The sequence below is a fragment of the Streptomyces sp. NPDC046909 genome (assembly GCF_040644695.1).
Lineage (GTDB): Bacteria > Actinomycetota > Actinomycetes > Streptomycetales > Streptomycetaceae > Streptomyces.
Genome location: NZ_JBEYXC010000029.1, coordinates 21339 through 43284, shown reverse-complemented (window position 1 = coordinate 43284; position 21946 = coordinate 21339). Strand labels below are relative to the sequence as shown.

General features: G+C 69.2%; 21 protein-coding genes, 1 other RNA gene and 2 pseudogenes. 15 read left to right on the top strand and 9 right to left on the bottom strand.

Annotated features, from left to right (window positions below; all coding sequences use genetic code 11):
• Nucleotides 1–7 precede the first annotated feature (7 nt).
• Together ABZ928_RS50560 and ABZ928_RS50555 are read left to right on the top strand one after the other, a co-directional pair.
• A complete protein-coding gene (locus ABZ928_RS50560; RefSeq protein ID WP_361536070.1) occupies nt 8–1084 on the top strand; it encodes a Zn-dependent alcohol dehydrogenase in 1077 nt (358 codons plus the stop codon).
• A 36-nt stretch (nt 1085–1120) separates the two neighbouring features.
• The gene (locus ABZ928_RS50555) at nt 1121–2059 is read left to right on the top strand and encodes a 3-oxoacyl-ACP reductase (protein ID WP_361536068.1); all 939 of its coding nucleotides are present in this window, start codon (nt 1121–1123) and stop codon (nt 2057–2059) included.
• A gap of 88 nt (nt 2060–2147) precedes the next feature.
• On the opposite strand, the gene ABZ928_RS50550 is transcribed toward ABZ928_RS50555, so the two are convergent.
• Both ABZ928_RS50550 and ABZ928_RS50545 read right to left on the bottom strand, forming a co-directional pair.
• On the bottom strand, nt 2148–2303 hold the full coding sequence (locus tag ABZ928_RS50550; RefSeq protein ID WP_361536066.1) for a hypothetical protein: 156 nt from the start codon (nt 2301–2303) through the stop codon (nt 2148–2150).
• 96 nt (nt 2304–2399) lie between these two features.
• Complete coding sequence (locus ABZ928_RS50545; protein ID WP_361536064.1) at nt 2400–3728, bottom strand: hypothetical protein; 1329 nt, start codon at nt 3726–3728, stop codon at nt 2400–2402.
• A gap of 202 nt (nt 3729–3930) precedes the next feature.
• On the opposite strand from ABZ928_RS50545, the gene ABZ928_RS50540 reads away from it, so the two are divergent.
• From ABZ928_RS50540 to ABZ928_RS50530, 3 genes are read left to right on the top strand one after another with little or no spacing between them, the layout of a single operon-like run.
• Nucleotides 3931–4788: a Nif3-like dinuclear metal center hexameric protein gene (locus ABZ928_RS50540; RefSeq protein WP_361536172.1), complete on the top strand. Its 858-nt coding sequence runs from the start codon at nt 3931–3933 to the stop codon at nt 4786–4788.
• Nucleotides 4785–5528, top strand: coding sequence for a C4-type zinc ribbon domain-containing protein (locus ABZ928_RS50535; RefSeq protein ID WP_361536170.1), 744 nt, complete (start codon nt 4785–4787; stop codon nt 5526–5528). Before ABZ928_RS50540 ends, ABZ928_RS50535 begins: the two co-directional genes overlap by 4 nt.
• Nucleotides 5529–5539: 11 nt before the next feature.
• On the top strand, nt 5540–6862 hold the full coding sequence (locus tag ABZ928_RS50530) for a bifunctional RNase H/acid phosphatase (protein ID WP_361536062.1): 1323 nt from the start codon (nt 5540–5542) through the stop codon (nt 6860–6862).
• Here the strand turns inward: ABZ928_RS50530 and ABZ928_RS50525 are convergent.
• Both ABZ928_RS50525 and yaaA read right to left on the bottom strand, forming a co-directional pair.
• Entirely contained in the window at nt 6834–7466 is a 633-nt protein-coding gene (locus tag ABZ928_RS50525) for a bifunctional 4-hydroxy-2-oxoglutarate aldolase/2-dehydro-3-deoxy-phosphogluconate aldolase (RefSeq protein WP_361536060.1), read from the bottom strand. The two genes, ABZ928_RS50530 and ABZ928_RS50525, sit on opposite strands and share 29 nt — an antisense overlap.
• Nucleotides 7467–7581: 115 nt before the next feature.
• Nucleotides 7582–8364, bottom strand: a complete 783-nt coding sequence (yaaA, locus tag ABZ928_RS50520; protein ID WP_361536058.1) for a peroxide stress protein YaaA — start codon at nt 8362–8364, stop codon at nt 7582–7584.
• A 95-nt stretch (nt 8365–8459) separates the two neighbouring features.
• Here yaaA and ABZ928_RS50515 point away from each other — a divergent pair, with 95 nt between their 5' ends.
• Nucleotides 8460–9899, top strand: coding sequence for an RNB domain-containing ribonuclease (locus tag ABZ928_RS50515; RefSeq protein WP_361536056.1), 1440 nt, complete (start codon nt 8460–8462; stop codon nt 9897–9899).
• Here the strand turns inward: ABZ928_RS50515 and ABZ928_RS50510 are convergent.
• On the bottom strand, nt 9841–10452 hold the full coding sequence (locus tag ABZ928_RS50510) for a hypothetical protein (RefSeq protein WP_361536054.1): 612 nt from the start codon (nt 10450–10452) through the stop codon (nt 9841–9843). The two genes, ABZ928_RS50515 and ABZ928_RS50510, sit on opposite strands and share 59 nt — an antisense overlap.
• Nucleotides 10449–11198 (bottom strand): MerR family transcriptional regulator, encoded by a 750-nt coding sequence (locus ABZ928_RS50505; RefSeq protein ID WP_361536052.1) that lies wholly within the window; start codon nt 11196–11198, stop codon nt 10449–10451. Before ABZ928_RS50505 ends, ABZ928_RS50510 begins: the two co-directional genes overlap by 4 nt.
• A 165-nt stretch (nt 11199–11363) precedes the next feature.
• Here ABZ928_RS50505 and ABZ928_RS50500 point away from each other — a divergent pair, with 165 nt between their 5' ends.
• The 5 genes and pseudogenes from ABZ928_RS50500 (at nt 11364) to ABZ928_RS50480 (ending at nt 17762) form a co-directional block, all read left to right on the top strand.
• Nucleotides 11364–11942, top strand: a complete 579-nt coding sequence (locus ABZ928_RS50500) for a Uma2 family endonuclease (RefSeq protein ID WP_361536050.1) — start codon at nt 11364–11366, stop codon at nt 11940–11942.
• A gap of 47 nt (nt 11943–11989) precedes the next feature.
• On the top strand, nt 11990–12805 hold the full coding sequence (locus ABZ928_RS50495; RefSeq protein ID WP_361536048.1) for an AraC family transcriptional regulator: 816 nt from the start codon (nt 11990–11992) through the stop codon (nt 12803–12805).
• Nucleotides 12806–12826: 21 nt separating this feature from the next.
• A pseudogene (locus tag ABZ928_RS50490) lies at nt 12827–13603 on the top strand (DMT family transporter); the annotation flags it as partial.
• A gap of 115 nt (nt 13604–13718) precedes the next feature.
• Nucleotides 13719–14135, top strand: an RNA gene (gene rnpB, locus ABZ928_RS50485) — RNase P RNA component class A.
• Between the two features lie 309 nt (nt 14136–14444).
• Nucleotides 14445–17762 carry a type ISP restriction/modification enzyme gene (locus ABZ928_RS50480; protein ID WP_361536046.1) on the top strand — a complete coding sequence of 1106 codons (3318 nt, stop codon included), beginning with the start codon at nt 14445–14447 and terminating at the stop codon, nt 17760–17762.
• A gap of 36 nt (nt 17763–17798) precedes the next feature.
• On the opposite strand, the gene ABZ928_RS50475 is transcribed toward ABZ928_RS50480, so the two are convergent.
• On the bottom strand, nt 17799–18200 hold the full coding sequence (locus ABZ928_RS50475; protein ID WP_361536044.1) for a hypothetical protein: 402 nt from the start codon (nt 18198–18200) through the stop codon (nt 17799–17801).
• A gap of 366 nt (nt 18201–18566) precedes the next feature.
• Nucleotides 18567–18692, bottom strand: coding sequence for a hypothetical protein (locus ABZ928_RS50470; RefSeq protein WP_361536042.1), 126 nt, complete (start codon nt 18690–18692; stop codon nt 18567–18569).
• On the opposite strand from ABZ928_RS50470, the gene ABZ928_RS50465 reads away from it, so the two are divergent.
• Nucleotides 18691–19320 carry a hypothetical protein gene (locus ABZ928_RS50465; RefSeq protein WP_361536040.1) on the top strand — a complete coding sequence of 210 codons (630 nt, stop codon included), beginning with the start codon at nt 18691–18693 and terminating at the stop codon, nt 19318–19320. The two genes, ABZ928_RS50470 and ABZ928_RS50465, sit on opposite strands and share 2 nt — an antisense overlap.
• Nucleotides 19321–19970: 650 nt before the next feature.
• On the opposite strand, the pseudogene ABZ928_RS50460 reads toward ABZ928_RS50465, so the two are convergent.
• Nucleotides 19971–20147, bottom strand: a pseudogene (locus tag ABZ928_RS50460) (GntR family transcriptional regulator); the annotation flags it as partial.
• Between the two features lie 565 nt (nt 20148–20712).
• On the opposite strand from ABZ928_RS50460, the gene ABZ928_RS50455 reads away from it, so the two are divergent.
• The 3 genes from ABZ928_RS50455 (at nt 20713) to ABZ928_RS50445 (ending at nt 21849) form a co-directional block, all read left to right on the top strand.
• Nucleotides 20713–20970 (top strand): hypothetical protein, encoded by a 258-nt coding sequence (locus ABZ928_RS50455; protein ID WP_361536038.1) that lies wholly within the window; start codon nt 20713–20715, stop codon nt 20968–20970.
• A gap of 265 nt (nt 20971–21235) precedes the next feature.
• A complete protein-coding gene (locus ABZ928_RS50450; RefSeq protein WP_361536036.1) occupies nt 21236–21589 on the top strand; it encodes a DUF6247 family protein in 354 nt (117 codons plus the stop codon).
• Nucleotides 21586–21849: a hypothetical protein gene (locus ABZ928_RS50445; RefSeq protein ID WP_361536034.1), complete on the top strand. Its 264-nt coding sequence runs from the start codon at nt 21586–21588 to the stop codon at nt 21847–21849. The genes ABZ928_RS50450 and ABZ928_RS50445 overlap by 4 nt, the downstream gene beginning before the upstream one ends.
• Nucleotides 21850–21946: the final 97 nt, after the last annotated feature.

The window sequence follows — 21946 nt, the reverse complement described above, 5'->3', positions numbered from 1 at the left end:
CCGCACCATGCGCGCAGCCGTACTGCACGAGATCGGCCAGGACAAGCTGGAGGTCCACGACGATGTCGAGGCCGTGGGGTTCGGCCCCGGACGGGTGAGGATACGGGTGCGGGCCGCGGGGCTGTGTCACTCGGACCTGTCCGCGATGAGCGGCGTGCTGCCGCAGCCGGCCCCGTTCGTCCCCGGGCACGAGGGCGCGGGCGAGATCCTCGAAGTCGGGGAAGGCGTCAGTAACTTGAAGGCCGGGGACCGGGTCGTCGTCTGCTGGCTGCCCGCCTGCGGTGCCTGTCCCGCCTGCAAGCGCGGGCAGACCGAGCTGTGTCTGGCCGGGTTCATGAACGCCGGCACCCCCAACTTCAAGCGCCCCGGCGGCGATGTCTTCGGCATGGCCGGCACCGGCACCTTCACCGAGGAGGTCGTCGTCGACGCCGGCTGCGCGGTGCCGATCCCCGACGACGTGCCCTTCGACATCGCCGCCCTGATCGGCTGCGGCGTCACCACCGGACTCGGCGCCGCCCTCAACACCGCTGATGTCACGGCCGGTTCGTCCGTCGCCGTCATCGGCTGCGGAGGCGTCGGCATCTCCGCGATCCAGGGCGCCCGGCTCAAGGGGGCGGCGGAGATCGTGGCCGTCGACCCGGTGGCCTCCCGCCGTGAGTCCGCGCTCAAGTTCGGGGCGACCAAGGCCGTTTCGCCCGACGAACTCGCCGACGCCAAGCAACAGGTCACCGCCGGCGAGGGCTTCGACTACGTCTTCGAGGTCGTCGGCAAGTCGGCCACCGCCCGCACGGCGTACGACAACACCCGGCGCGGCGGCACCCTCGTCGTGGTCGGCGCGGGCGCCATGGACGACCACCTCCAACTCAACATGTTCGAGCTGTTCTTCGACGAGAAGCGGATCCTGCCGTCCATGTACGGCGGCGGAGACGTCCTGAACTCCTACGAGCGGACCATCGCCCTGTGGCGGGCCGGCCGCGTCGACCTGGAGGGCCTGATCACCCACCGGGTCCCGCTGGCCGACATCAACGAGGCCCTGGACCAGATGCGGACCGGCACCTCGCTCCGTACCTGCATCGAGATCTGAGAGGGCAGGGGAGAGAGGAAGAGGGGAACTCCACGTATGTCACTGCCACTTGAGGGACTCTCCGCGATCGTCACCGGCGCCGGACGTGGACTCGGCCGGGTGGAGGCGCTTGAACTCGCCCGGCTCGGCGCGGCCGTCGTCGTCAACGACTACGGGCAGCCCGGCCGGGACGGCTCCGGCGAGGCCTCCGCGGGCCCCGCCGAGGAGGTCGCCGCCGAGATCCGCGCGGCGGGCGGCAAGGCGCTCGCGCACACCGGGGACGTGGCCGACTTCCAACAGGCCGCGCGACTCGTCGAGTTGGCGGTCGAGGAGTTCGGCAAGCTCGACATCCTCGTCAACAACGCGGGCATCCTGCGCGACCGTATGGTCTTTTCCATGTCCGAGCAGGAGTGGGACGCGGTGATCCGGGTCCACCTCAAGGGGCACTTCAACACGACCCGGTTCGCCGCCGCGCACTGGCGGGAGCGGTCCAAGGCGGTCGGCGGGCCGGTGTACGGGCGGATCGTGAACACCTCGTCCGAGGCGTTCCTCGCGGGCTCGGCCGGACAGCCCAACTACGCCGCCGCGAAAGGCGGGATCGTCGGGCTCACCACCTCCACGGCCCTCGCCCTCGCCAAGTACGGCGTCACGGCCAACGCCATCTGCCCCCGCGCCCGCACCCGGATGACCGAGGACGTCTTCGCCGGCTTCGAGCCACCCGACGCCGGGCTCGACCCCCTCGCTCCCGAGCATGTCGCCCCGCTCGTCGGCTACTTGGCGTCACCGGCCGCCGGGCGCGTCAACGGGCAGCTGCTCGTTGTACACGGAGGGATGGTCGCCGTCGTCGAACGACCCAGGGTGCAGGCCAAGTTCGACAGCAAGCAGGAGACCTTCACGTACGACGAACTGGACGCGCTGCTCACCCCGCACTACGCGGGACGGCCGCCGGGGGAGACCTTCGCGGCGGCCGAAGTGCTGGGGATGAAAAGGGAGTAGGCCCCGTTCACCGTCAAGGTGAACGGGGCCCCTTGTCCTGCGTGTGTCCTGCGCGTGTCCTGCGTTGTCCTACGTTTGTCCTGCGTTCTCAGGCCGCCGTCTCGGTCTCCTCGACCGGCTTGCGGTGACGCCCGCGAGGGGCCGTGTCACCGTCGTGGGCCGAGACCGAACCCCGGTGCCTGCCGTGTCCGGCAGACTCGTGGACATCGGTGCGCGGCGGCTGGATCGTGCTTGCGTCGCTCATCGGAAGAACTCACCCCGTCAACATGATCTTTCTAACAGCCGGGCGAGTTTAACCGGCCCACCACGGGTCGAATCCAGGCGGCCACGCCAACCGGCACTAGTTCGTTACAAGACCACCCAACGGCGCTTTCCCGAGGTCCTTGACGGGCGTCTTCCCGAGTGCCTCCAACGGCGCCTTCCCCAGCGGCACGGGTCGCGTCACGCCAGGCCCCGGAGGATCCGTTCCCGACGGCCCGTCCGAGCCCGGCGGCCTCCCCGGCGCCGACTCGTCGACCGTCCCGTCCCGGACCGGATCCTCCGGGCCCGTGTCCCCCGACCTTCCCCCGCGCCCCGCATCCCCCGAGCTCCCCGTTTCCCCCGAGCCCTCCGCTCCCCTTGGATTCCCCGCTTCCCCCGCTTCCCCCGCTTCCCCCGTGGGCACCGTCAACTCCGCCACCCCGCACGGCACTTCGTCCGTGGCGTACGGCAGTCGCAGCACCCCCTCCCGCGTCCACAGCCCGGCGCCCGCCAACCACCCCATCGGCGCCGCGAGATGGTGCACCCGCCGCTCGGCCGGCCGCCACAGCCCGACCCAGCTGCCGACCGGCCCGTCGATCCGCAGCGCCACCGCGCAGCTCTCCGGCATCAGCACCTGCCCCGGCTGGATCGCGAACGGCGTCACCACGCACTCCGGCATCCGGAGGCTCTCCGGGAACCGCACCGGCAACGTGCTCCCCAGCACCCCCCACCCCAGCCGCTCCTCGCCGGGCGCGTCCGAGCGGATCAGCAGCAGCCCGCTGTCCGGGTCGGCGAGCAGCAGCCGGTCGTCGCTCCCGGCGGCGATCTGAAGCAGCGGCGAGACCTCGCCACCCCGCTCCAGGTCGACCACGATCGCCTTGACGCACCCCCCGACCTCCCGGTCGAGCGCCAGCATCCGCCCGGTCCGGTCCAGCCACACCCCGCCCGAGCAGCGCCCCGGGATCTCCGCGAGATGCTCCGGGCCGAAGGCGCCCCCCGCCACCAGCCACACCGCCGTCGAGTGCCGGCCCACGGCGAGGGCGTACGCCTTCTCGCCCCCCGGCGCGGGCGGCAGCAGCCACAGCCGGGTGCCCTCCTCGGGGCACTCGACCGCCCCGAGCGGCAGCTCGCCGGTGCCGGGGCCGGTCGGGTAGAGCAGCGAGAAGTTGTGCCGCCCGTCCGTGAACCGCCTGATCAGGACCCGTCCGTCGGCCATCGGCTGGACCTCGGTGCCGGGCTCCTCCGGCTGGTTGCCGGGCAGCGGCACCGCGTACGGCTCGGGGCCGTCCAGCGTCCAGCGCTCCGGGAACCAGGAGTCGCCGTCGCGCGTGAGGCGGGCGGCGTACCCGCCGTCCGCGGTGATCGTGCAGCCGGCCTGCGGCGTACCGTCCTCGTCCGCCGCCGTGGGCTCGATCGCACAGGCTGTCATCCCTCGGTCACCTCCGGCCACGAAGCTAGTTTTCGCACGCACAGACGGGGGACGGGCCGCCGTCCGCTTCACACAAAGGGGTGGCCGAGGAACGATTCGCCTGAGGAAACCGGGGCGATTGTGCTGTACGGGGCGAGCGGCGCCCGCACCGGTACAACGGCACAGAACAGCCAGGTAGCCTTTTCCCGTGTCCGCTCTGTCTGTGCCCCGTCTGTCCGAAGTCATCGCCGCGCTGGAGAACCTGTGGCCCGCCGAGCGGGCCGAGTCCTGGGACGCGGTCGGCACCGTCGTGGGCGACCCCGACCAGGAGGTCACCCGGGTCCTGTTCGCCGTCGACCCGGTCCAGGAGATCGTCGACGAGGCGGTGAAGCTGGGCGCCGACCTGCTGGTCACCCACCACCCCCTCTACCTCCGCGGTACGACGACGGTCGCGGCGACCCACTTCAAGGGCCGTGTCGTCCACACCCTCATCAAGAACGACATCGCCCTGCACGTGGCCCACACCAACGCGGACACGGCGGATCCGGGCGTGAGCGACGCGCTGGCCGGCGCGCTGGACCTCAGGGTCGTACGACCGCTCGTGCCGGACCCGACCGATCCGAGCGGTCGGCGGGGCCTCGGCCGGATCTGCGAGCTGGACCACCCCCTGCCGCTGCGCGAACTCGCGGCGAAGGCCGCCGAGCGCCTCCCCGCCACCGCGCAGGGCATCCGCGTGGCAGGCGACCCGGAGTCGGTCATCCGCACGATCGCCGTCAGCGGCGGCTCCGGCGACAGCCTCTTCGACGTCGTACGCGCCGCCGGCGTCGACGCCTTCCTCACCGCGGACCTCCGCCACCACCCGGCCTCCGAGGCCGTCGCCCACAGCCCCCTCGCGCTGCTCGACGCGGCGCACTGGGCCACCGAATGGCCCTGGTGCGAGCTGGCGGCGACCCAGCTCGACGAGATCTCCGACCGCAACGGATGGGGCCTTCGCGTCCACGTCTCCAAGACGGTCACCGACCCCTGGACGGCCCACGCGGCGTCCAACACCACCACCGACTCACTGGGAGCCCCCAACTGAACGCCGCGCCCGCCGACCAGATCCGTCTCCTCGACGTCCAGGCCCTCGACGTCCGCCTCCAGCAGCTCGCGCACAAGCGGAAGTCGCTGCCCGAGCACGCCGAGATCGAGTCGCTGACCAAGGACCACGTCCAGCTGCGCGACCTCCTCGTCGCCGCGCAGACCGAGGAGAGCGACACCGCCCGCGAGCAGACCAAGGCCGAGCAGGACGTGGACCAGGTGCGTCAGCGCGCCGCCCGCGACCAGCAGCGCCTGGACTCCGGCGCGGTCACCTCCCCGAAGGACCTGGAGAACCTCCAGCGCGAGATCACCTCCCTCGCCAAGCGCCAGGGCGACCTGGAGGACATCGTCCTGGAGGTCATGGAGCGCCGTGAGTCCGCCCAGGAGCGGGTCGCCGAGCTGACCGAGCGGGTCGGCGCGGTCCAGGGCAAGATCGACGACGCGACCGCCCGCCGCGAGGCCGCCTTCGAGGGCATCGACGGCGAGGTCGCCACGGCCACCAAGGAGCGCGAGGTCATCGCGGGCACGATCCCCGAGGACCTCCTCAAGCTCTACGACAAGCTGCGCGCGCAGCAGGGCGGTATCGGTGCGGCGAAGCTGTACCAGCGGACCTGCCAGGGCTGCCGCCAGGAGCTCGCGATCACCGACATCAACGAGATCCGTGCCGCCGCGCCGGACACGGTGGTGCGGTGCGAGAACTGCCGCCGCATCCTGGTGCGTACGTCCGAGTCCGGCCTCTAGGAGTCTGTGTCGTGCGGGAGTTCATCGTCGAGGCCGACGGCGGGTCCCGGGGCAACCCCGGGCCCGCGGGCTACGGCTCCGTGGTCATCGACGCGGCGACCGGCGAGACGCTGCTGGAGCGGGCCGAGTACATCGGCGTCGCGACGAACAACGTCGCCGAGTACCGGGGGCTGCTGGCCGGCCTGCGCGCCGCGTACGAGCTGGACCCCGCCGCGTCCGTCCACGTCCGTATGGACTCCAAGCTCGTCGTCGAGCAGATGTCGGGGCGCTGGAAGATCAAGCACCCCGACATGAAGCCGCTGGCGCTGGAGGCGGGGCGGGTGTTCCCGGCCGACCGCGTCACCTACGAGTGGATCCCTCGGGAGAGCAACAAGCACGCGGACCGGCTGGCCAACGAGGCGATGGACGCGGGGAAGCGCGGAGAGCAGTGGTCGGCTTCGGCTTCCACGGCGGAGCTGCACGCGAAGGCCGCGACGCCCGAGCCGTCCGGCCCGCCGGGGGACGCGGTCGCGGGGGCGGCGCGGGCGCGGGCGGCGCTGGCTTCGGCGTCCGTCGGCTCTGCCGCGTCCGGATCCTCTGCCTTTGCCTCGGCTGGGTCCGCTTCCTCCGCCGGCTCCTCGTCCTCCTCCTCATCCTCTGCTGCGGCTGAGGCTGATGTGCGGGCGGCGAAGGTCGTGGCGAGTCCGGGGTGGGCGGCGGCGGACATGGGTGCGCCCGCGACCTTTGTGCTGCTGCGGCACGGGGAGACTCCGTTGACTCCGCAGAAGCGGTTTTCGGGGAGTGGAGGGACGGATCCCTCGCTGTCCGACGTGGGGCGGGAGCAGGCCGAGCGGGTGGCCGCCGCGCTGGCCCGGCGCGGGACGATCCAGGAGATCGTCGCCTCGCCGCTCACCCGTACCCGGGAGACCGCGGCCGCCGTCGCCGAGCGGCTCGGGCTCGACGTGGCCATCGAGGAGGGGCTGCGGGAGACCGACTTCGGGGCGTGGGAGGGGCTGACCTTCGCGGAGGTGCGGGAACGTTACCCCGACGACCTCAACACCTGGCTGTCCGACCCGGACGCCGAACCCACCGGCGGCGGTGAGAGCTTCGCGGCCACCGCGACCCGTATCGCCGCCACGAGGGACAAGCTGATCGCCGCGTACGCGGGGCGCACGGTCCTGCTCGTCACCCACGTCACACCGATCAAGACGTTCGTACGGCTCGCCCTCGGCGCCCCGCCGGAGTCCCTGTTCAAGATGGAACTGTCGGCCGCGTCGCTGTCCGCCGTGGCGTACTACGCCGATGGCAACGCGAGCGTGCGGCTCTTCAACGACACGTCCCACCTGCGGGCCTGAGTTCCGAAGCGGCCCGGGCCAGTTCCTCGACCCGCCCCCAGTCCCGGGCCGCGACCGCGTCCGCCGGCAGCATCCAAGTCCCGCCCACGCAACCGACGTTGGGCAAGGACAGGTACTCCGGCGCGTTCGTGAGCCCGATGCCTCCCGTCGGGCAGAACCGCGCCTGCGGCAGCGGCCCCGCCAGGGACTTCAGATACGCCGTCCCGCCCGCCGCCTGCGCCGGGAAGAACTTCATCTCCCGCACCCCGCGCTCCAGCAGCGCCACGACCTCCGACGCCGTCGACACCCCCGGCAGGAACGGCACCCCGGACGCCCGCATGGCCTCCAGCAGTACGTCCGTCCAGCCCGGGCTCACGAGAAAACGGGCCCCGGCACGCACGGACTCCGTCACCTGCTCCGGCGTGATCACGGTCCCCGCCCCGACCACCGCCCCCGGCACCCCGTCCGCGATCGCCCGTATCGCCTCCAGGGCCACGGGCGTCCGCAGCGTCACCTCGATCGCCGGCAGCCCACCGGCGACCAGCGCCCGAGCCAGCGGTACGGCATCGGCGGCGTCCTCGATGACGACGACGGGCACGACGGGTGCGAGATCCAGCACGTTCATGACGTCATCGTGCCGATGAGAAGCGTTAGCTGCAACGAGCGTTGCAGATGCTGCAATACGGTGCTGGAGTGCGGGCTCGCAATGTGGTGCTGGAGTGCGGTGCCGGAGTGCGGGCTCAGTGGATCTCGTCCACCAGCACATCCAGCGCCCACGCCTTCCCGGCACCCTTCGGAGGCTCCACCTCCACCACATACCCGAGGTCCCTGAGCGCCTCCACCAGCTCGGCAGGGCCCTTCGGCGCCACCCCGGCCGACAGCAGCGACCGTACGATCCGCCCCTTGGTCGCCTTGTTGAAGTGGCTGACCACCTTCCGCGTCGGCGCGTGCAGCACCCGTACGCTCGCCGTCCGCCCGGCCACCTCACCCTTCGGCTTCCAGGCCGCCGCGTACGCCGAGGACCGCAGGTCCAGTACCAGTCCGTCCCCGGCGGCCTCGGGAAGCGCCGCCGCCATCGGCGTACGCCAGTGCGCGCCGAGTGCTCCGAGTCCTGGCAGCTTCACGCCCATGGAGCACCGGTAGGAAGGGATCTTGTCGGCGACCCCGACCGCCCCCCACAGCCCGGAGAAGACGAGCAGCTGACGCCCGGCCCGCCGCTTCGCCGCCGTGTCGAGCGAGGACAGCTCCAGGGCGTCGTACAGCACCCCCGTGTAGATCTCCCCGGCGGGCCGCGCCCCCGCCGTCCGCAGCTCGGTGTTCTTGCCGACCTCGCCCCGCAGCCCCTCGCTCAGCCCGAGCACCTCCCGCGCCTTCTCCTCGTCCCCGGCGCACAGCTCGACGAGCTCGTCGAGTACGGCCTCACGGGCGGCCGTCAGCCCCGGCAGCGACAGCGACTCCAGCTTCAGCGGGGCGCCACGACCGGAGGAGGCCTTGCCTTCGGACGGCGGCAGCAGGACAAGCACGGGCGGGATCTCCTTCTGTAGTGGCTGTAGATCCTGTACAGCTCTGCGACAGCGTACGGCGTGCTCCTGGGTCTCCCCGGCCCTACGCTCGCTGTATGCCCCGCCGCCACATCCGCGTGACCGGCGCCCCCGAAGCCCCCCTCCGGGCCGCCCTCACCGCCCTGCGCACCGAACTGGACGTCCCGGAGACGTACCCGCCGGAGGCCGTGGCCGACGCCGAGCGGCCTCCGGCCCTCCCGTCGTACGACGCCACCGACATCCCCCTGTTCACCATCGATCCCCCCACCTCCACCGACCTCGACCAGGCGATGCACCTCTCCCGCCACGGCACCGGCTACCGCGTCCGGTACGCCATCGCCGACGTCGCCGCCTTCGTCGTACCGGGATCCGCGCTGGACCAGGAGGCCCACCGGCGGGTGATGACCCTCTATTTCCCGGACGAGAAGGTCCCCCTGCACCCCGTCACGCTCAGCGAGGGCGCCGCCAGTCTCCTCCCCGCCCGGCCCCGCCCGGCGGCCCTGTGGACGATCGACCTCGACGCGGAGGGCCGGACGCTTGCGGTGGACGTCCGCCGCGCCCTGGTCCGCAGCCGGGCCAAGCTCGACTACGCCGGCGTACAGCGGCGGATCGACGAGAAGACCGCCGAGGAGCCGCTGGCCCTGCTGGAGGTGATCGGCCGGCTGCGGGAGGAGCTGGAGGTGGAGCGGGGCGGCATCTCGCTCAACGTCCCCGAGCAGGAGATCGTCGAGAACGACGGGACGTATGAACTGACGTACCGCGCCCCGCTCCCCGCCGACGCCTGGAACGCCCAGATCTCCCTGCTGACCGGGATGGCCGCGGCGGACCTGATGCTGGGGCTCGGCACGGGCGTCCTCCGCACCCTCCCCGCCGCCCCCGACGGCGCGGTCGGCCGCCTCCGCCGCACCGCCCACGCCCTGCACATCGACTGGCCGCACCATGTGTCGTACGCGGCGTTGGTGCGCTCGCTGGATCCGGGGATCCCGCAGCACGCGGCCTTCCTCCAGGAGTGCACGACGCTGCTGCGGGGCGCGGGCTACACGGTTTTCCGGGACGGCGTCCTCCCCGACATCACCACGCACTCCGCGGTGGCGGCCCCGTACGCCCACTGCACGGCCCCGCTCCGCCGCCTGGCCGACCGGTACGCGTCGGAGATCTGCCTGGCGGCGGTGGCGGGGGAGCCGGTTCCCGAGTGGGTCTTCGCCGCTCTGGACGTCCTGCCGCGCGAGATGGCCGAGGGCGGCCGGCGCGCGGGCGCGGTGGAACGGGCGTGCGTCGACATCGTCGAGGCGGCGCTGCTGAAGGACCGGGTGGGGGAGGTGTTCGACGGGTGCGTGGTGGAGGTCGAAGAACGTCAACCGACGGTGGGCGTGGTCCAGTTGGTGTCACCGGCGGTCATCGGACGGATCGAGGGCGGCCCGGAGCGGCTGCCGCTGGGGGAGCGGCTGCGGGTCCGCCTCACCCAGGCGGATCCGGGACCTGGCCCGTCCGGGAAAGTGCGCTTCGCGCCCGCGTGATCGCGTGCACGAGTTCGCCGGGCTCGTCGGCGTGGAAACGGACGAGGTGGACGACCTTCGGGCGCCCGAGCAAGGTGAAGTGGACGACGGGCCGGTCCAGTTCGAGGGTGACGGTGGTCCGCGCGCCCATGGCCAGGCCGAGTTCACCGTCGGCATGCTGATGGGTGGCCCGCAACTCCCGTCGTACGCACGCGATGTGCTCGATCGGTATCCGCAGATCCACATGCGCGGCCCGCCGGATCCGCAGCGAGCCCTCGTCCAGCACATGCGGCCGTACGACGTTGGCGGCATGCATCCCGACGACGAGCACGACGGTGTACACGTCCAGCAGGAGCACGACCCGGTGCACGTCCGGCAGTTCCCGCAGCAGCACGGACATCGTGACCGACTCGATCACGCACACGAACGCGAGCCCGAACATCAACGGCCCCTCCCCGCGGGCGTACCCGAAGGCCCGCCCGTGCCGGGCCTGATGCGTCCGCCGCCCCGCCCACAGCAACAGGCTGACGAGGAGCCGCAGTTCATGCCGTACGAGCGTGGCGGCCGTCCTCATGTCTCCTCCGTGAGCATGCGCAGGGCACGGCGGATGGCCTCCGCCTGGGCCGGGGCGAAGTCGGCGTAGAACGCCCGCAGGAAGCTGCTGCCGTGATCGACGGAGGCGGCTTCGGGCAGCAGTTCGCGCGGTGTGCTGTCGGCGAGTTGCCGGGCGGCCCGTTCGATCCGCGGATCGTCGACGGAGGCGTCGGCAAGGTCGTCGAGCAGCGCGTACGCCTCGTTGGCCCGCGCGACGGTGTCGGGCGAGGCCAGCAGGGAGTGCACCGCGGCCAGCATCCGCTCCCGGTCCTCGGGCCGGGCGGCGGTCTCGATGAGCGCGAGCACCTCCCGGTCCTTGACGGCCATGGGGGAGTGGGAAAGCGGGGCCATCTCACCGAACAACGCGGCGAGTTCGGGCGAGACGGGCCCTTCGCTCGGCAACTCGTCGGCGTCGAGCAACGCCCGCAACCGCACCCGCCGCTCCCTGATGGCGGCCTCCTGCCGGGCAAGATCCTCATCAAGCTCCCGAAGAATCTCGACGAGCTCCTTCTCGGTGTCATCGGCCAGCACATCCCGCACCTCTGCCAGCCCCAGCCCCAACTCGGTCAGCCGCCGGATCCGCGCCAGCACGACCGCGTGCCGCAACGTGTAGTCCCGATACCCATTGACCAGCCGCTCCGGCTCCGGCAGCAGCCCCTGATGGTGGTAGTGCCGCACGGTCCGCGTCGTGACGCCGACGGCGGCGGCGAGTTCTCCGATCCGCATGGGATCAGTAGAGACGTTGACGTCGCGGCAGGGTCAAGCGCGCGGTTCGGCGTGCCTGACGCCGGCCGGGATCGTGTGCCACGATCGCGGGAACGGTTTCCGATCTCACGGACAGGTGATCAGCCGATGTCCCAGCCTGGCGAGCGACAGAAGGAGGGGCGTGACATGACTGCCATGGCCCATGAGCCGCTCACGCAGGCGGATGTCCTGCTCGAGGGCTTTCTCGCCCTGGAGACGCCGGAGGGTTTCCGGGCTGAGCTGATCGAGGGGGAGATCGTTGTGACGCCGCCGCCGGACGGGGATCACGAGAAGTACATCAGCCGGATTGTGCGGCAAGTGATCAGGCAATCACAGATCGACATGGACTTCTCGGGGAACAAGGGACTGAGGCTGAAGAGCGGAGACGCCTGCCCGAAGAACCACGTGGTACCGGACACCACCTTCGGCCCTGTCGAGCGCGACCTTTTTGCGGGAGCCGGCTCCTGGATGCCGTGCGACGGTGTCGCCATGGTCCTGGGGGTGACCTCCACCAAGCCCAAGGCGGACCGCGAGGCCAAACGCCGCTGTTACGCCCGCGGTGGCATCCCCCTTTATCTGTTGGTCGACCGCGACGTTTCGTCGGTCACGCTGTTCAGCGACCCGAGAGGTGACGACTACTTGGAGCACTGCACTCGCCCCTTCGGGAAGACTCTTGTGCTCCCCGCGCCGTTCGCCTTCGACCTGGAGACATCGGACTTTCTCTGAGCATTCCAGCGTTGCCCCCTGTGAGGACGACAGACGGGGGGCAACACGTGGAGCAGGCACTGTGGACCAGGGCGAGGCTGGGCCGATGCGGCCCCCGCCTGGACCTCCTCACGGCCCGTTTCGACAAGCACGTCTACGCACCCCACGCCCACGACGAGTTCACGGTCGGCGTCTGCGTCGGCGGCTCGGAGATCATCGACTACCGCGGCGGCCACATCCGTACGGGCCCGGGCTCCATCGTCGTACTGGCGCCGGGGGAGGTGCACACGGGAGGCCCGGGAAACGCGACGGACGGATACGCGTACCGGGCCCTGTACGCGGCGACGCCCATGCTGGCCGACGGCACCCTCGGCTTCCCGCACTTCCGCGAGCCCCTGATAGACGACCCGGAACTGGCCACGGCCCTCCGCCTGACCCACACGGAACTCAGCGCCTGCCCCGACCCCCTGGAGGCGGAGTCGCGACTGCCGTGGCTCCTGACGGCACTGGCCCGCCGCCACTCGACGGCACGGGCGACGTGCGATGAGGTGCCGGGCAGCGAAGGAATCGCGCTGCTCGTACGCGACCGCTTGGCGGGCGAACTGACGGCCCCTCCGTCGCTGACGACGCTGGCCGAGGACGTAGGCCTGTCCCGCTACCAACTCCTACGGGCCTTCCGCACGACGATGGGCCTGCCCCCGTACGCCTGGCTGGCGCAGTACCGGGTCCACCGAGCCCGGACCCTGCTGGAATCGGGCTTGCGTCCGGCGGAGGCGGCGGCAGCGGTGGGTTTCGCGGACCAGGCCCATCTGACCCGCTGGTTCCGGCGGGTGCTGGGGGTGACGCCGGCGGCGTACCGCAACAGCGTTCAAGACGGGCGCTGACGGCGCGACGAGCATGGCGGTATGACTGCACGCGGCTGGTTCCTGTTCTCCCTGATGGGAGTGGTGTGGGGCATCCCCTACCTGATGATCAAGGTGGCGGTGGAGGCTCCGCTGTCCCCGTCGTTCGTGGTGTTCACGCGGTGTGCGCTGGGGGCGGCGCTGCTGTTGCCGTTCGCGGCGCGGGGTCTGCCGGCGACGGTCCGGGCCCACTGGAAACCGCTCCTGGCCTTCGCGTGCATAGAGATCATCGGCCCGTGGTTCACGCTGACGGACGCGGAGAGGCATCTGTCGAGCTCGACGGCGGGTCTGCTGATCGCGGGGGTGCCGATCGTGGGCGTGGCGCTGGCCCGCTTCTTCGGGGACACGGAGCGGCTGGGGGCGCGAAGGGTGACGGGTCTGGGGCTGGGCATGGCGGGTGTCGGGGTCCTGACGGTGCCGCATCTGACCGGGGGAGACGCGCGGTCGATGGCGGAGGTGCTGGTGACGGTGGTGGGGTACGCGACGGCGCCACTGATAGCGGCGCGCTATTTGAGGGTTGTCCCGTCACTCCAGCTCACGGCGTCGTGCCTGGCGCTGGCGGCGGTGGTGTACGCACCGGCGGCGGGGGTGACGTGGCCGTCGTCCATGCCGTCGACTTCGGTTCTGCTGGCGCTGGCGGGCCTGGGAGTGATCTGCACGGCGGTCGCCTTCGTCGCCTTCCTGGAGCTGATCAAGGAGGTGGGCCTGACGCGGTCGACGGTGATCACGTACGTGAACCCGGCGGTGGCGGTGGCCGCGGGGGCGCTGTTCCTGGGGGAGGAGCTGACGGCGGGGGTGGGGGTGGCCTTCGTCCTGATCCTGGCGGGGTCGGTACTGGCGACGGCAGCCGGTCCTGCGAGGAGTGGAGGGCCGGTAACATGGTCGACACGGCAGACGAGCCGGGCGGACGGCCGCGTGGAGTCCCCTTGACGGGGGCTTCCCGAGGAACGTCCGGGCTCCACAGGGCAGGGTGGTGGCTAACGGCCACCCGGGGTGACCCGCGGGACAGTGCCACAGAAAACAAACCGCCCGGCGCTTCGGTGCCGGGTAAGGGTGAAACGGTGGTGTAAGAGACCACCAGTGCCCAAGGTGACTTGGGCAGCTAGGTAAACCCCACCTGGAGCAAGGTCAAAAGGGGCCCTCTTCTCGAAAGAGGGGTGGGCCCTGCGGGGACGTTCGAGGGCTGCCCGCCCGAGTCTCCGGGTAGACCGCACGAGGCCGGCGGCAACGCCGGTCCTAGATGGATGGCCGTCTCCCCGGTCGCTGCGAGGCGACCGGGTGACAGAACCCGGCGTATAGCTCGGCTCGTCTGCTGCTACCTGCCGCTTTGCCTTGGAGGGGCCTCCGATCTGCGACGGAGGCCCCTTCGATGGGAGAGGTTCCCGCTTCTATCTGGGAGTTCCCAGGAATCCCCGCGTGGTTGTGAAGCGGGGGAAGCGCTGGCGAGGTGTGACTTTGCTTGTCAGGCGGGGCGCTGAGTGAGCGCTGAGCAGCTTCAACCCCTGGTGAGTTTCATCTCCCTTACGGGGACACCTAGTTGATGGCTTTGCGCCTTTCATGATCACGATCTCCCTGTCATACTTTCAGCGGGATCATGAATGGAAGTTCGGGGGCGCGTGACGTGGTGGAGAGCCAGCGGGAGTGGTTAACGAAGGCCGTGTCGGTCTTCGGCGCATCGAGCAAGTTACTGCTCGACGGTCCTGGGTGGCCCGAGTTTGCTATCCGCGCGCCGCTTGAGAAGCTGCTGCAGAGCGCTGGCGCCCAGTACAAACTGCAGGACGTTCTGTGGCACGCGGAGACGCCGCTGCCCGACCTTGGGGTGCGCCCCGACTACGCGGTTGAGGTCCACGGCGCGATCATCGGGTATGTCGAGATCAAGAGGCCCGGCCAGAGCGTTGACCCAAGCAAGTTCACTGGCCGTAATAAGGAGCAGTGGGAGCGTCTACGCGATCTGCCGAACCTGCTCTATACGAACGGCACCGAATGGCGACTGTTCCGGCATGGGGTGGCAGTCGGCGACCCTGTCACCTTCGAGGGCGATCTGGATCGAGCTGGCGCCGACTTGAAGGTCGTTTCTCCAGACGCGTTCCACGTCCTGTTGCAGACCTTCCTGTACTGGTACCCCGAGGAGATTCGCCAAGTCTCCGTGCTGGTACGACGTATCGCTCCGCTGTGTCGGCTGCTGCGTGCCGCGGTGCTGGAGCAACTGGAGACCGAACGACGCGCGGCGGCCGATGGGGCGCGCCCGCAGGATCTTCGGTTTACCGGCCTAATGGGTGACTGGCGCAAGCTCCTCTTCCCGACGGCCGATGACGCCACCTTCGCCGACGGCTATGCCCAGGCTGTCACCTTCGCCCTGCTGCTTGCCCGGACGGAGGATCTCCGTCTGACGGACACAGGGTTGCACGAGATCGGCCGGAGGCTCGATGCCGGGCACGCCTTGATGGGCAAGGCCCTCCAACTGCTTACCGACAACGTCACCGAAAGCTTCGAGGTGACGCTGGACTTGCTCGTGCGCGTGATCGACGCGGTGCGCTGGGAGTCCATCCGCAAGGGCCGACGCGATGCCTACCTGCATCTGTATGAGTCGTTCCTCGAGGTGTACGACGAGAAGCTGCGGCAGAAGAGCGGCTCGTACTACACCCCACGCGAGGTCGTGGAGGAGATGGTGCGCCTGACCGAGGACGTGCTGCGTACGCGGCTGGACCGGGCGCAAGGCTATGCCAGCCAGGACGTGCGCATCGTCGATCCGGCCATGGGGACAGGAACCTACCTCCACGCGATCATCGAGCATGTGGCTGACTGGGCCGGGCAGCACACCGGCCCCGGTGCTGTCCCGGAGGCCATCAGCGATCTGGCTCGTCGCCTGGTTGGATTCGAACTGCAGATGGGCCCCTTCGCGGTGGCCGAGCTGCGCACCTCCGATTTGTTGAAGCATCACCGTGCGGCGCAGCCGAGGGACGGTCTGCAGCTTTACGTCACGGACACATTGGACAACCCGTATGTAGCCGAGGAGTCTCTGGCCTCCACGTATGGAGTGATATCGGAGTCACGGAAGCGCGCGAACAAGGTGAAAGCCACCACGCCGGTGACCGTGGTGATCGGGAACCCGCCGTACGACGACAAGGCCAAGGGGCGGGGAGGTTGGATCGAGAGCGGTGCCGCCGGGCGTGGCGCGCCGCCGATCAATGACTTCAAGTGGCCGGGCAACGGGCGCTACGAGCACATCCTGAAGAACCTGTACATCTACTTCTGGCGCTGGGCGACGTGGAAGGTCTTCGACGCACACGACGAGGACCAGCACGGCGTGATCTGCTTCATCACGCCCTCTGGATTTGCCGGCGGCCCCGGCGGGCGCGGTATGCGGGACTACCTCCGGCGCACCTGCGACGAGGGTTGGATCATCGATGTCTCCCCGGAAGGTCATCGCCCGGACGTATCCACACGGATCTTTCCGGGCGTGGCGCAGCCGCTCGCGATCTGCATCTTCGTTCGGCGCACTGACCGTGATCCGGAGCGGCCCGCCCGTATCCATTACCGCACGGTCGAAGGCAAGCGAGCCGCCAAGTACCGCCAGTTGAAAGCCATCCGCCTGGACGATGACGGATGGCACGACGCACACTCCGAAGCCACGCAGCCGTTCCGCCCAACCTCGGACACCGGCTGGGAGGAATATCCCGAACTCAGCGACCTCTTCCCTTGGGGAAGCCCCGGCAGCAAGGCCAACCGCTCCTGGGTAAACGGCCCGGACCGGGAGATCCTCCAACGGCGCTGGGCCCACCTCGTCTCGCAGCGGGACCAGGCCAAGAAAGCCGAACTGCTTAAGGAGACTCGCGACCGCACGCTGGACAAGAAGGTGGAACCCCTGCCCGGCCGTCCCGCACACGCGACACCGATTGGCCAGGAGGCCACGAGAGAGCCCGAGCTGATCAGGATCGGGATGCGCAGCTTCGACCGTCAGTGGCTCATCGCCGACAACCGAGTCATCGACTTTCCACGCCCGGATTTGTGGGAATCGCTCCAGCATGACCAGCTGTTCCTCAACCAGCAGTCCTCGCACGAGATCGACTCGGGACCGGCGGTCGTCGCCACGGCGCTGCTGCCAGACACGCACCACTTCAACGGGCGGGGCGGCAAGGTCATGCCTGTCCTACATCCCGACGGTACTCCCAACGTCCCGCCCGGCCTGCTCGCCCACCTCGCCGCCGTGCTTGGAATCCCTCAGATCAACGTGCACGACCTGGCCGCGTATGCGGTGGCGGTGACGGGGCACCCCGGGTTCACCGAGCAGTTCACCGAGGAACTGCTCACACCGGGCGTGCGCGTGCCGCTCACCCGCGACCCACAGCTGTGGAATGAAGCCGTCCGGCTGGGCTCCGAGGTGCTGTGGGCCTCGACGTACGGAGAGCTCTACGCTGCTCCCGAGGACGGCAGGCCCAAAGCAGACGTGTGCTATCCCCAGGGGGATCCGCGCCGCGTCCGCTACGAACACGCCGTAGGACAAGCGCTACCCGCCGAGATCAAGTACGCCGAGATGACGAAGACCCTGCATCTAGGCTCCGGACAATTCGGGCCCGTCCCGCCCGAGGTTTGGGCGTACGAAGTCGGCGACATGCAGATCGTCAAGAAGTGGTTCGGCTACCGCAAGGCCAAGCCCAACAGCAGGAAAACCAGCCCGCTGGACGATATCCATGCCGAGACCTGGCCCGCAGAGTGGTCAACGGAGCTCATGGAGCTGCTTTCGGTGCTGCGCCGGCTGGTGGAACTGGAGCCGACCCAACAGGCTCTCCTAGAACGCATCGTGGCCGGTCCAGTGATCACAGAGTCTGATCTGGCGAAGGCCGCAATCCTGCCTGTCGCTCCCAAGGTGCGAAAGCCGCGCCGTCGTATCCCCGACCTCGGCTTCGGTGCCGAAGGCGGGCCCGGCACGCTCATGTGAATCATGGTTGGGGCCGACCACGGCGTACGCGTGCCATCAACGCGGCCGTCCAGGAGGACCGTCCGAGGCATAGCGCGTCGCCTGCTCAAGCGGCCATGCCCCTTGGGCGACTTGGCGTACGGCATGCATCTCGCGGGCCAAGGCCGGAGCGAGATGCACAAGTTCGTCAGCCAGCGTGACCACATCGACGAGGCGCGCCGATAGGTATTCGACCTCGGATGCATAATGCGCTGCCGCGCCGAGGGGGGTGATCGAGAGGCGGCCGCCGTCAGCTGCCACCATCCCTCTCCATGTGAGTGACCGTACGTCGTCCTGCACAGTCTCTTCATCCAGCCCCTGCACGGCTACGGCTACCGCACCCTGGTCGACATACGGCATGTCTGCCAATACGAGATGGCGCAGCAACTGGCATTCCGACGTAGAAAGGGACAGATCCACACGGTAGTTGTAGCAGAGATCGGCGCCTTCCTTGTGAGGGTTGTACGCGGGGAGGAGCGGTCCCGACCACTGAGGGGGAGACGAGGCGGACGTAGAGGGGCGTTGCTGTACCGAGGGATTGGACTCTGTGAGGGCGCGGCGCCGCCGGGCGGTCAGGCCCGCCGGAGTTGATGGGCGATGCTTTGGGTGCGGTTCTGGCCGAGAGCCAGCTACCCGCCCTACGCAGGCCCCGGCAGCCATTGAGCTTGTGCTGAAGCAGATGGAACACTTCGCCAACGAGTGGTCTACGGACGGCACTGCCCCGCGCTGATTGACCGCCGGTCCAGGCCCTGTCATTCAGGAGAGGCCCCGGACCGGCTGCTACGCCTACACCTCGGAGAACGCGACCTCGCGGGCGAGCCCGCCGTAGGGCGCGAGCAGGCCAGTTTTCTTGTCCGCCCAGAACACGAGGGCTCCCGCCCGGTTCGCGAACTCCACCGCGGGACGTGTCATGCCCCCCCGTCCGCAGCAGCACCATCAGCCGCTTTTCCGCGATGGAGGCATCCGCATACAGATGTTTGATGTCCGCGAGACCAAGTGCCTTGGGACGCGCCGTCGAGGCGATGGACAAGATCTCCGACGTCAAGGATGCGGATTCGGCGTCGCCCTCGATGGCCACGTCGGCGAAGCCCAGAGCGCGCAGTTCCCACATCGTGACCTGCAGCGCCTGCTGTGGACTCAGCGAGTCGCTTGGGTCGAGGTCTGCCGCTATGCGCGGCCGATCTCCCTTACGCGGGGGCGAGTTGACCACGTTCTCGGGTGGTCCGTCCCGTACAGCGGCCTCGATGACCTCATAGAACCCACCGAGGACCTGGTCATCTTCGGTGTAACCGGGAAGGCTCCCGGCCTGCTTGTCGAGGAGCCAGTGGAGATCGATGCGCCACTGCACATCCAGTTCCGGGTCGTGCACATCCGCGAGCCAGCCGATCTCCTTCTTCCGGGAGATCCGCACCGAGTGGTGTCCGACCCGGAACTCCAGGAAGTCCCCCTCGTGCTCTCGAAAGGGGAACGCCTCGACACCATCCGCTGTCTGCGTCGTACGGATCCGATTTCCGGACACGACGAGCCGGACGTCGAATGAATTCTCCGCCAGCGTGTCAGCCAGCCTGATGACCGACGCCTCCCTGTCCGGCTCGTCCCATCGCCACGGACTCACCTCTACACGCTGTTCCTCGAAGGCGCTGACACGCTCCCGGACTGCGTCGGCGAGCACTTCGGGGCTGGTTAAGGCGTCCCAGATCCGAGGCAATCCCTCGTCGTCGGGGCCGACGATCAACCAGAAGGGATAGAAGTCGCGCGGGCGGGCGAAGCGTGTCAGCCAGAGCAAGACTCTGCGGTCGTCGGGAAGCCGGACGGAGAGCATCGTTGGCAATGCACTCAACGGCGAGTGCATCTCGATGCGATCGCTTAACTCGGGATGTCGCACGCGCAGCGCCGCCTCGGCGCGTTGATACGCGACGAAGTGTCCCATTCCTGACGACTCGGTGCTTCATGGATACCGTTGCAGATCCATCTGTCAAACTCCTCGCAGCATGGAGACGGTCTGTGCGGCCAGTCCCTCGGCGAGGGTGGCTCCGTAGTCACGTTCGTAGTCGATCGCGCCCTTGAACCCACACGCTGTGTAGCTGCCTCGGTTGTAGAAGTCGGTTATCCAGGCAGCGCTCTCGGTGCGGGCCTCGGTGCGCGTGCGGAAGGTGCGGCGGTGGACGGAGTCGCCTTTGAGGGCGCGGTTCAGGTGGAAGGCTGAGGGTCTTCGGAGGGCGGCGGCGGGGGGTCGACGACGAACGACCCTCGGGCACGCACAGTCACCACTAGTCCTCTGTCCCGCAGGATGTCTAGAGCGCGCCGGACGGTACCCGGGCCGACTTTGTACTCATGCGTCATGGCCAGTTCTCCCGGCAGGCGGGTGCCGGGCGGATACTAGCCGGAACGGATCTTCTGTTCGATGATCGCGGCCAGCTGTTCGTACACGTACTGCGGCGAGTCGGGGCTGATCTTGTCCACCTTTTGACCGTAGAGCGCCACTCTCTACTACGCATTACCTACCACTACTACTAACCACTACCTACTACTACCGTTATCCAGGTAGGGTTCGGAGGGAACAAAACGCCCCGGCGAGAAGGGTGAGAGCTTCCACGCCGGGGCTGTGCCGACTGACAAGGAGTCGACCTATGCGCAGCCTACTGGCCGCGATCCTGAGCCTTTTCCTGCCTCCATGTGGAGTGCACCGTGCCACCGAAACGCCACTTTCGCTTGTCGGGAGGCCGCCCGTCGCCGTTCCCAAGATCACGCGCGGGCCTCAGTCGTACCCGACGGACATCGTCCTCGCCGACGGCCAGCCACTCGTCCGTCCCTACCTCGCCGTATGGGAACGCGAGCGCGACGAACGCGACCACAGGCGCCTCCAGCGAGACGGGCGCCGAGCTGCAGTCCTCGCGACCCTCGGTCAGGACTACATCCCGGCGGAGGTCGCATGAGCGCGAGGCGTCTCCGTAGCGTCGGTGTCGATCCCGCCACCGGCAAGGAGGCTTTCGTGGTCGCGCAGCCCGGCGGCTTCCTGGAGGAACTGGCCGACGCGCACGCACTCAAGGCCGCCGCAGTCCTGGTGACGGTCGTTGGCGCCGTACTCGAGGGAGGCAAGGCGTCGGACGTCGAACTTGCCGCCTTTGTACCGTCGTTGCACGCGGCGCTCGAAGAATGCGTCGGAATCATGGCGGCCGACACAGCGTGACCGTGTAGGCGTCCGGCCGTGGCGCCGGTGGTTGGGTGCGATCTTGTTGGCGAAGGCTTAGAGGCCTCACGAAGGCAAGATCGCACCCGGCGTGCCCGGCGGTAGAACCAGTGCCCGTTCCAAGAGCCAATCCGGGTCTCACCGGCCGCCGGGTGACCAGGCCTGATCGGCTCGTGCCCATGCGTTGATCCGGCCGTCGATTCGGCGCGGTGCGGGTACCGTCTAGAACACAGCCAACGTCCACCCTCGAACCGGGAGCACGACCGTGACCGCACTGCACGCGCAGCCGCAGCCCGGTGAGCCGCTCATCCCTATGCCTGCCCTGACCCCGGACGCCCTGCGTGCCGCCGTTGAGGAGCTCACGCCGAGCCGTATGCCAGCGTTTGTGCGTGATCTCGTCGACGCGACCACCAGCGCTCAGCGGGCCCAGTCTCTTGCGCCACTGCGCACCTTCGTCCACACGTGGGGCGTGTTCGTGGCGATCCAGCGCTATCCCTCACGAGCTGCTCGTCTGCGCCATCTGGAGGACGTGGTGAGCGGCGGGGTGGAGGATCCGGCGGATGCCATCACCGAGATAAGGGAGATCCACGCAGAGGCGGAGGCCGAGGCCGGACTGTGACCGACTGGAAGTGGGACTACAACCCGAGCGAGGAGTACCTGACCGCCGGGCTTCCCATCGGCGTTGTCGCAGAGGTGGAGCGCATTGCCACCGAGCTTGCCGCGCTGGGGCGCGACGCCGAGACGGCAGGGAGCAGACCCGAGGACAAACCCGGCGGCCTAAGGAACTTCCCGATCTTCGGCGGGCGCGGCTTCATTCAGTTCCTCGTCGTTCCCCGGCACGAGTGCGTCTACATCTGCAGTGTCGTGTGGCACGGGTGACGACACCCTGAGAGAGGGCAGCCTTTGCAGCCCTTTGGAAGGGACGCGATCCTCACGCTGGGCCGCCGCTACGTTGGCATGGTTCGCCCGCTGCATG

Excerpts from the sequence above, each read along its gene's own strand:
- ABZ928_RS50560 (WP_361536070.1), top strand. The coding sequence starts at position 8 with ATGCGCGCAGCCGTACTGCACGAGATCGGCCAGGACAAGCTGGAGGTC.
- ABZ928_RS50555 (WP_361536068.1), top strand. The coding sequence starts at position 1,121 with ATGTCACTGCCACTTGAGGGACTCTCCGCGATCGTCACCGGCGCCGGA.
- ABZ928_RS50550 (WP_361536066.1), bottom strand. The coding sequence starts at position 2,303 with ATGAGCGACGCAAGCACGATCCAGCCGCCGCGCACCGATGTCCACGAG.
- ABZ928_RS50545 (WP_361536064.1), bottom strand. The coding sequence starts at position 3,728 with ATGACAGCCTGTGCGATCGAGCCCACGGCGGCGGACGAGGACGGTACG.
- ABZ928_RS50525 (WP_361536060.1), bottom strand. The coding sequence starts at position 7,466 with ATGAACGTGCTGGATCTCGCACCCGTCGTGCCCGTCGTCGTCATCGAG.
- ABZ928_RS50515 (WP_361536056.1), top strand. The coding sequence starts at position 8,460 with ATGCCCCGCCGCCACATCCGCGTGACCGGCGCCCCCGAAGCCCCCCTC.
- ABZ928_RS50510 (WP_361536054.1), bottom strand. The coding sequence starts at position 10,452 with ATGAGGACGGCCGCCACGCTCGTACGGCATGAACTGCGGCTCCTCGTC.
- ABZ928_RS50505 (WP_361536052.1), bottom strand. The coding sequence starts at position 11,198 with ATGCGGATCGGAGAACTCGCCGCCGCCGTCGGCGTCACGACGCGGACC.
- ABZ928_RS50500 (WP_361536050.1), top strand. The coding sequence starts at position 11,364 with ATGACTGCCATGGCCCATGAGCCGCTCACGCAGGCGGATGTCCTGCTC.
- ABZ928_RS50465 (WP_361536040.1), top strand. The coding sequence starts at position 18,691 with ATGCCCCCCCGTCCGCAGCAGCACCATCAGCCGCTTTTCCGCGATGGA.
- ABZ928_RS50470 (WP_361536042.1), bottom strand. The coding sequence starts at position 18,692 with ATGACACGTCCCGCGGTGGAGTTCGCGAACCGGGCGGGAGCCCTCGTG.
- ABZ928_RS50455 (WP_361536038.1), top strand. The coding sequence starts at position 20,713 with ATGAGCGCGAGGCGTCTCCGTAGCGTCGGTGTCGATCCCGCCACCGGC.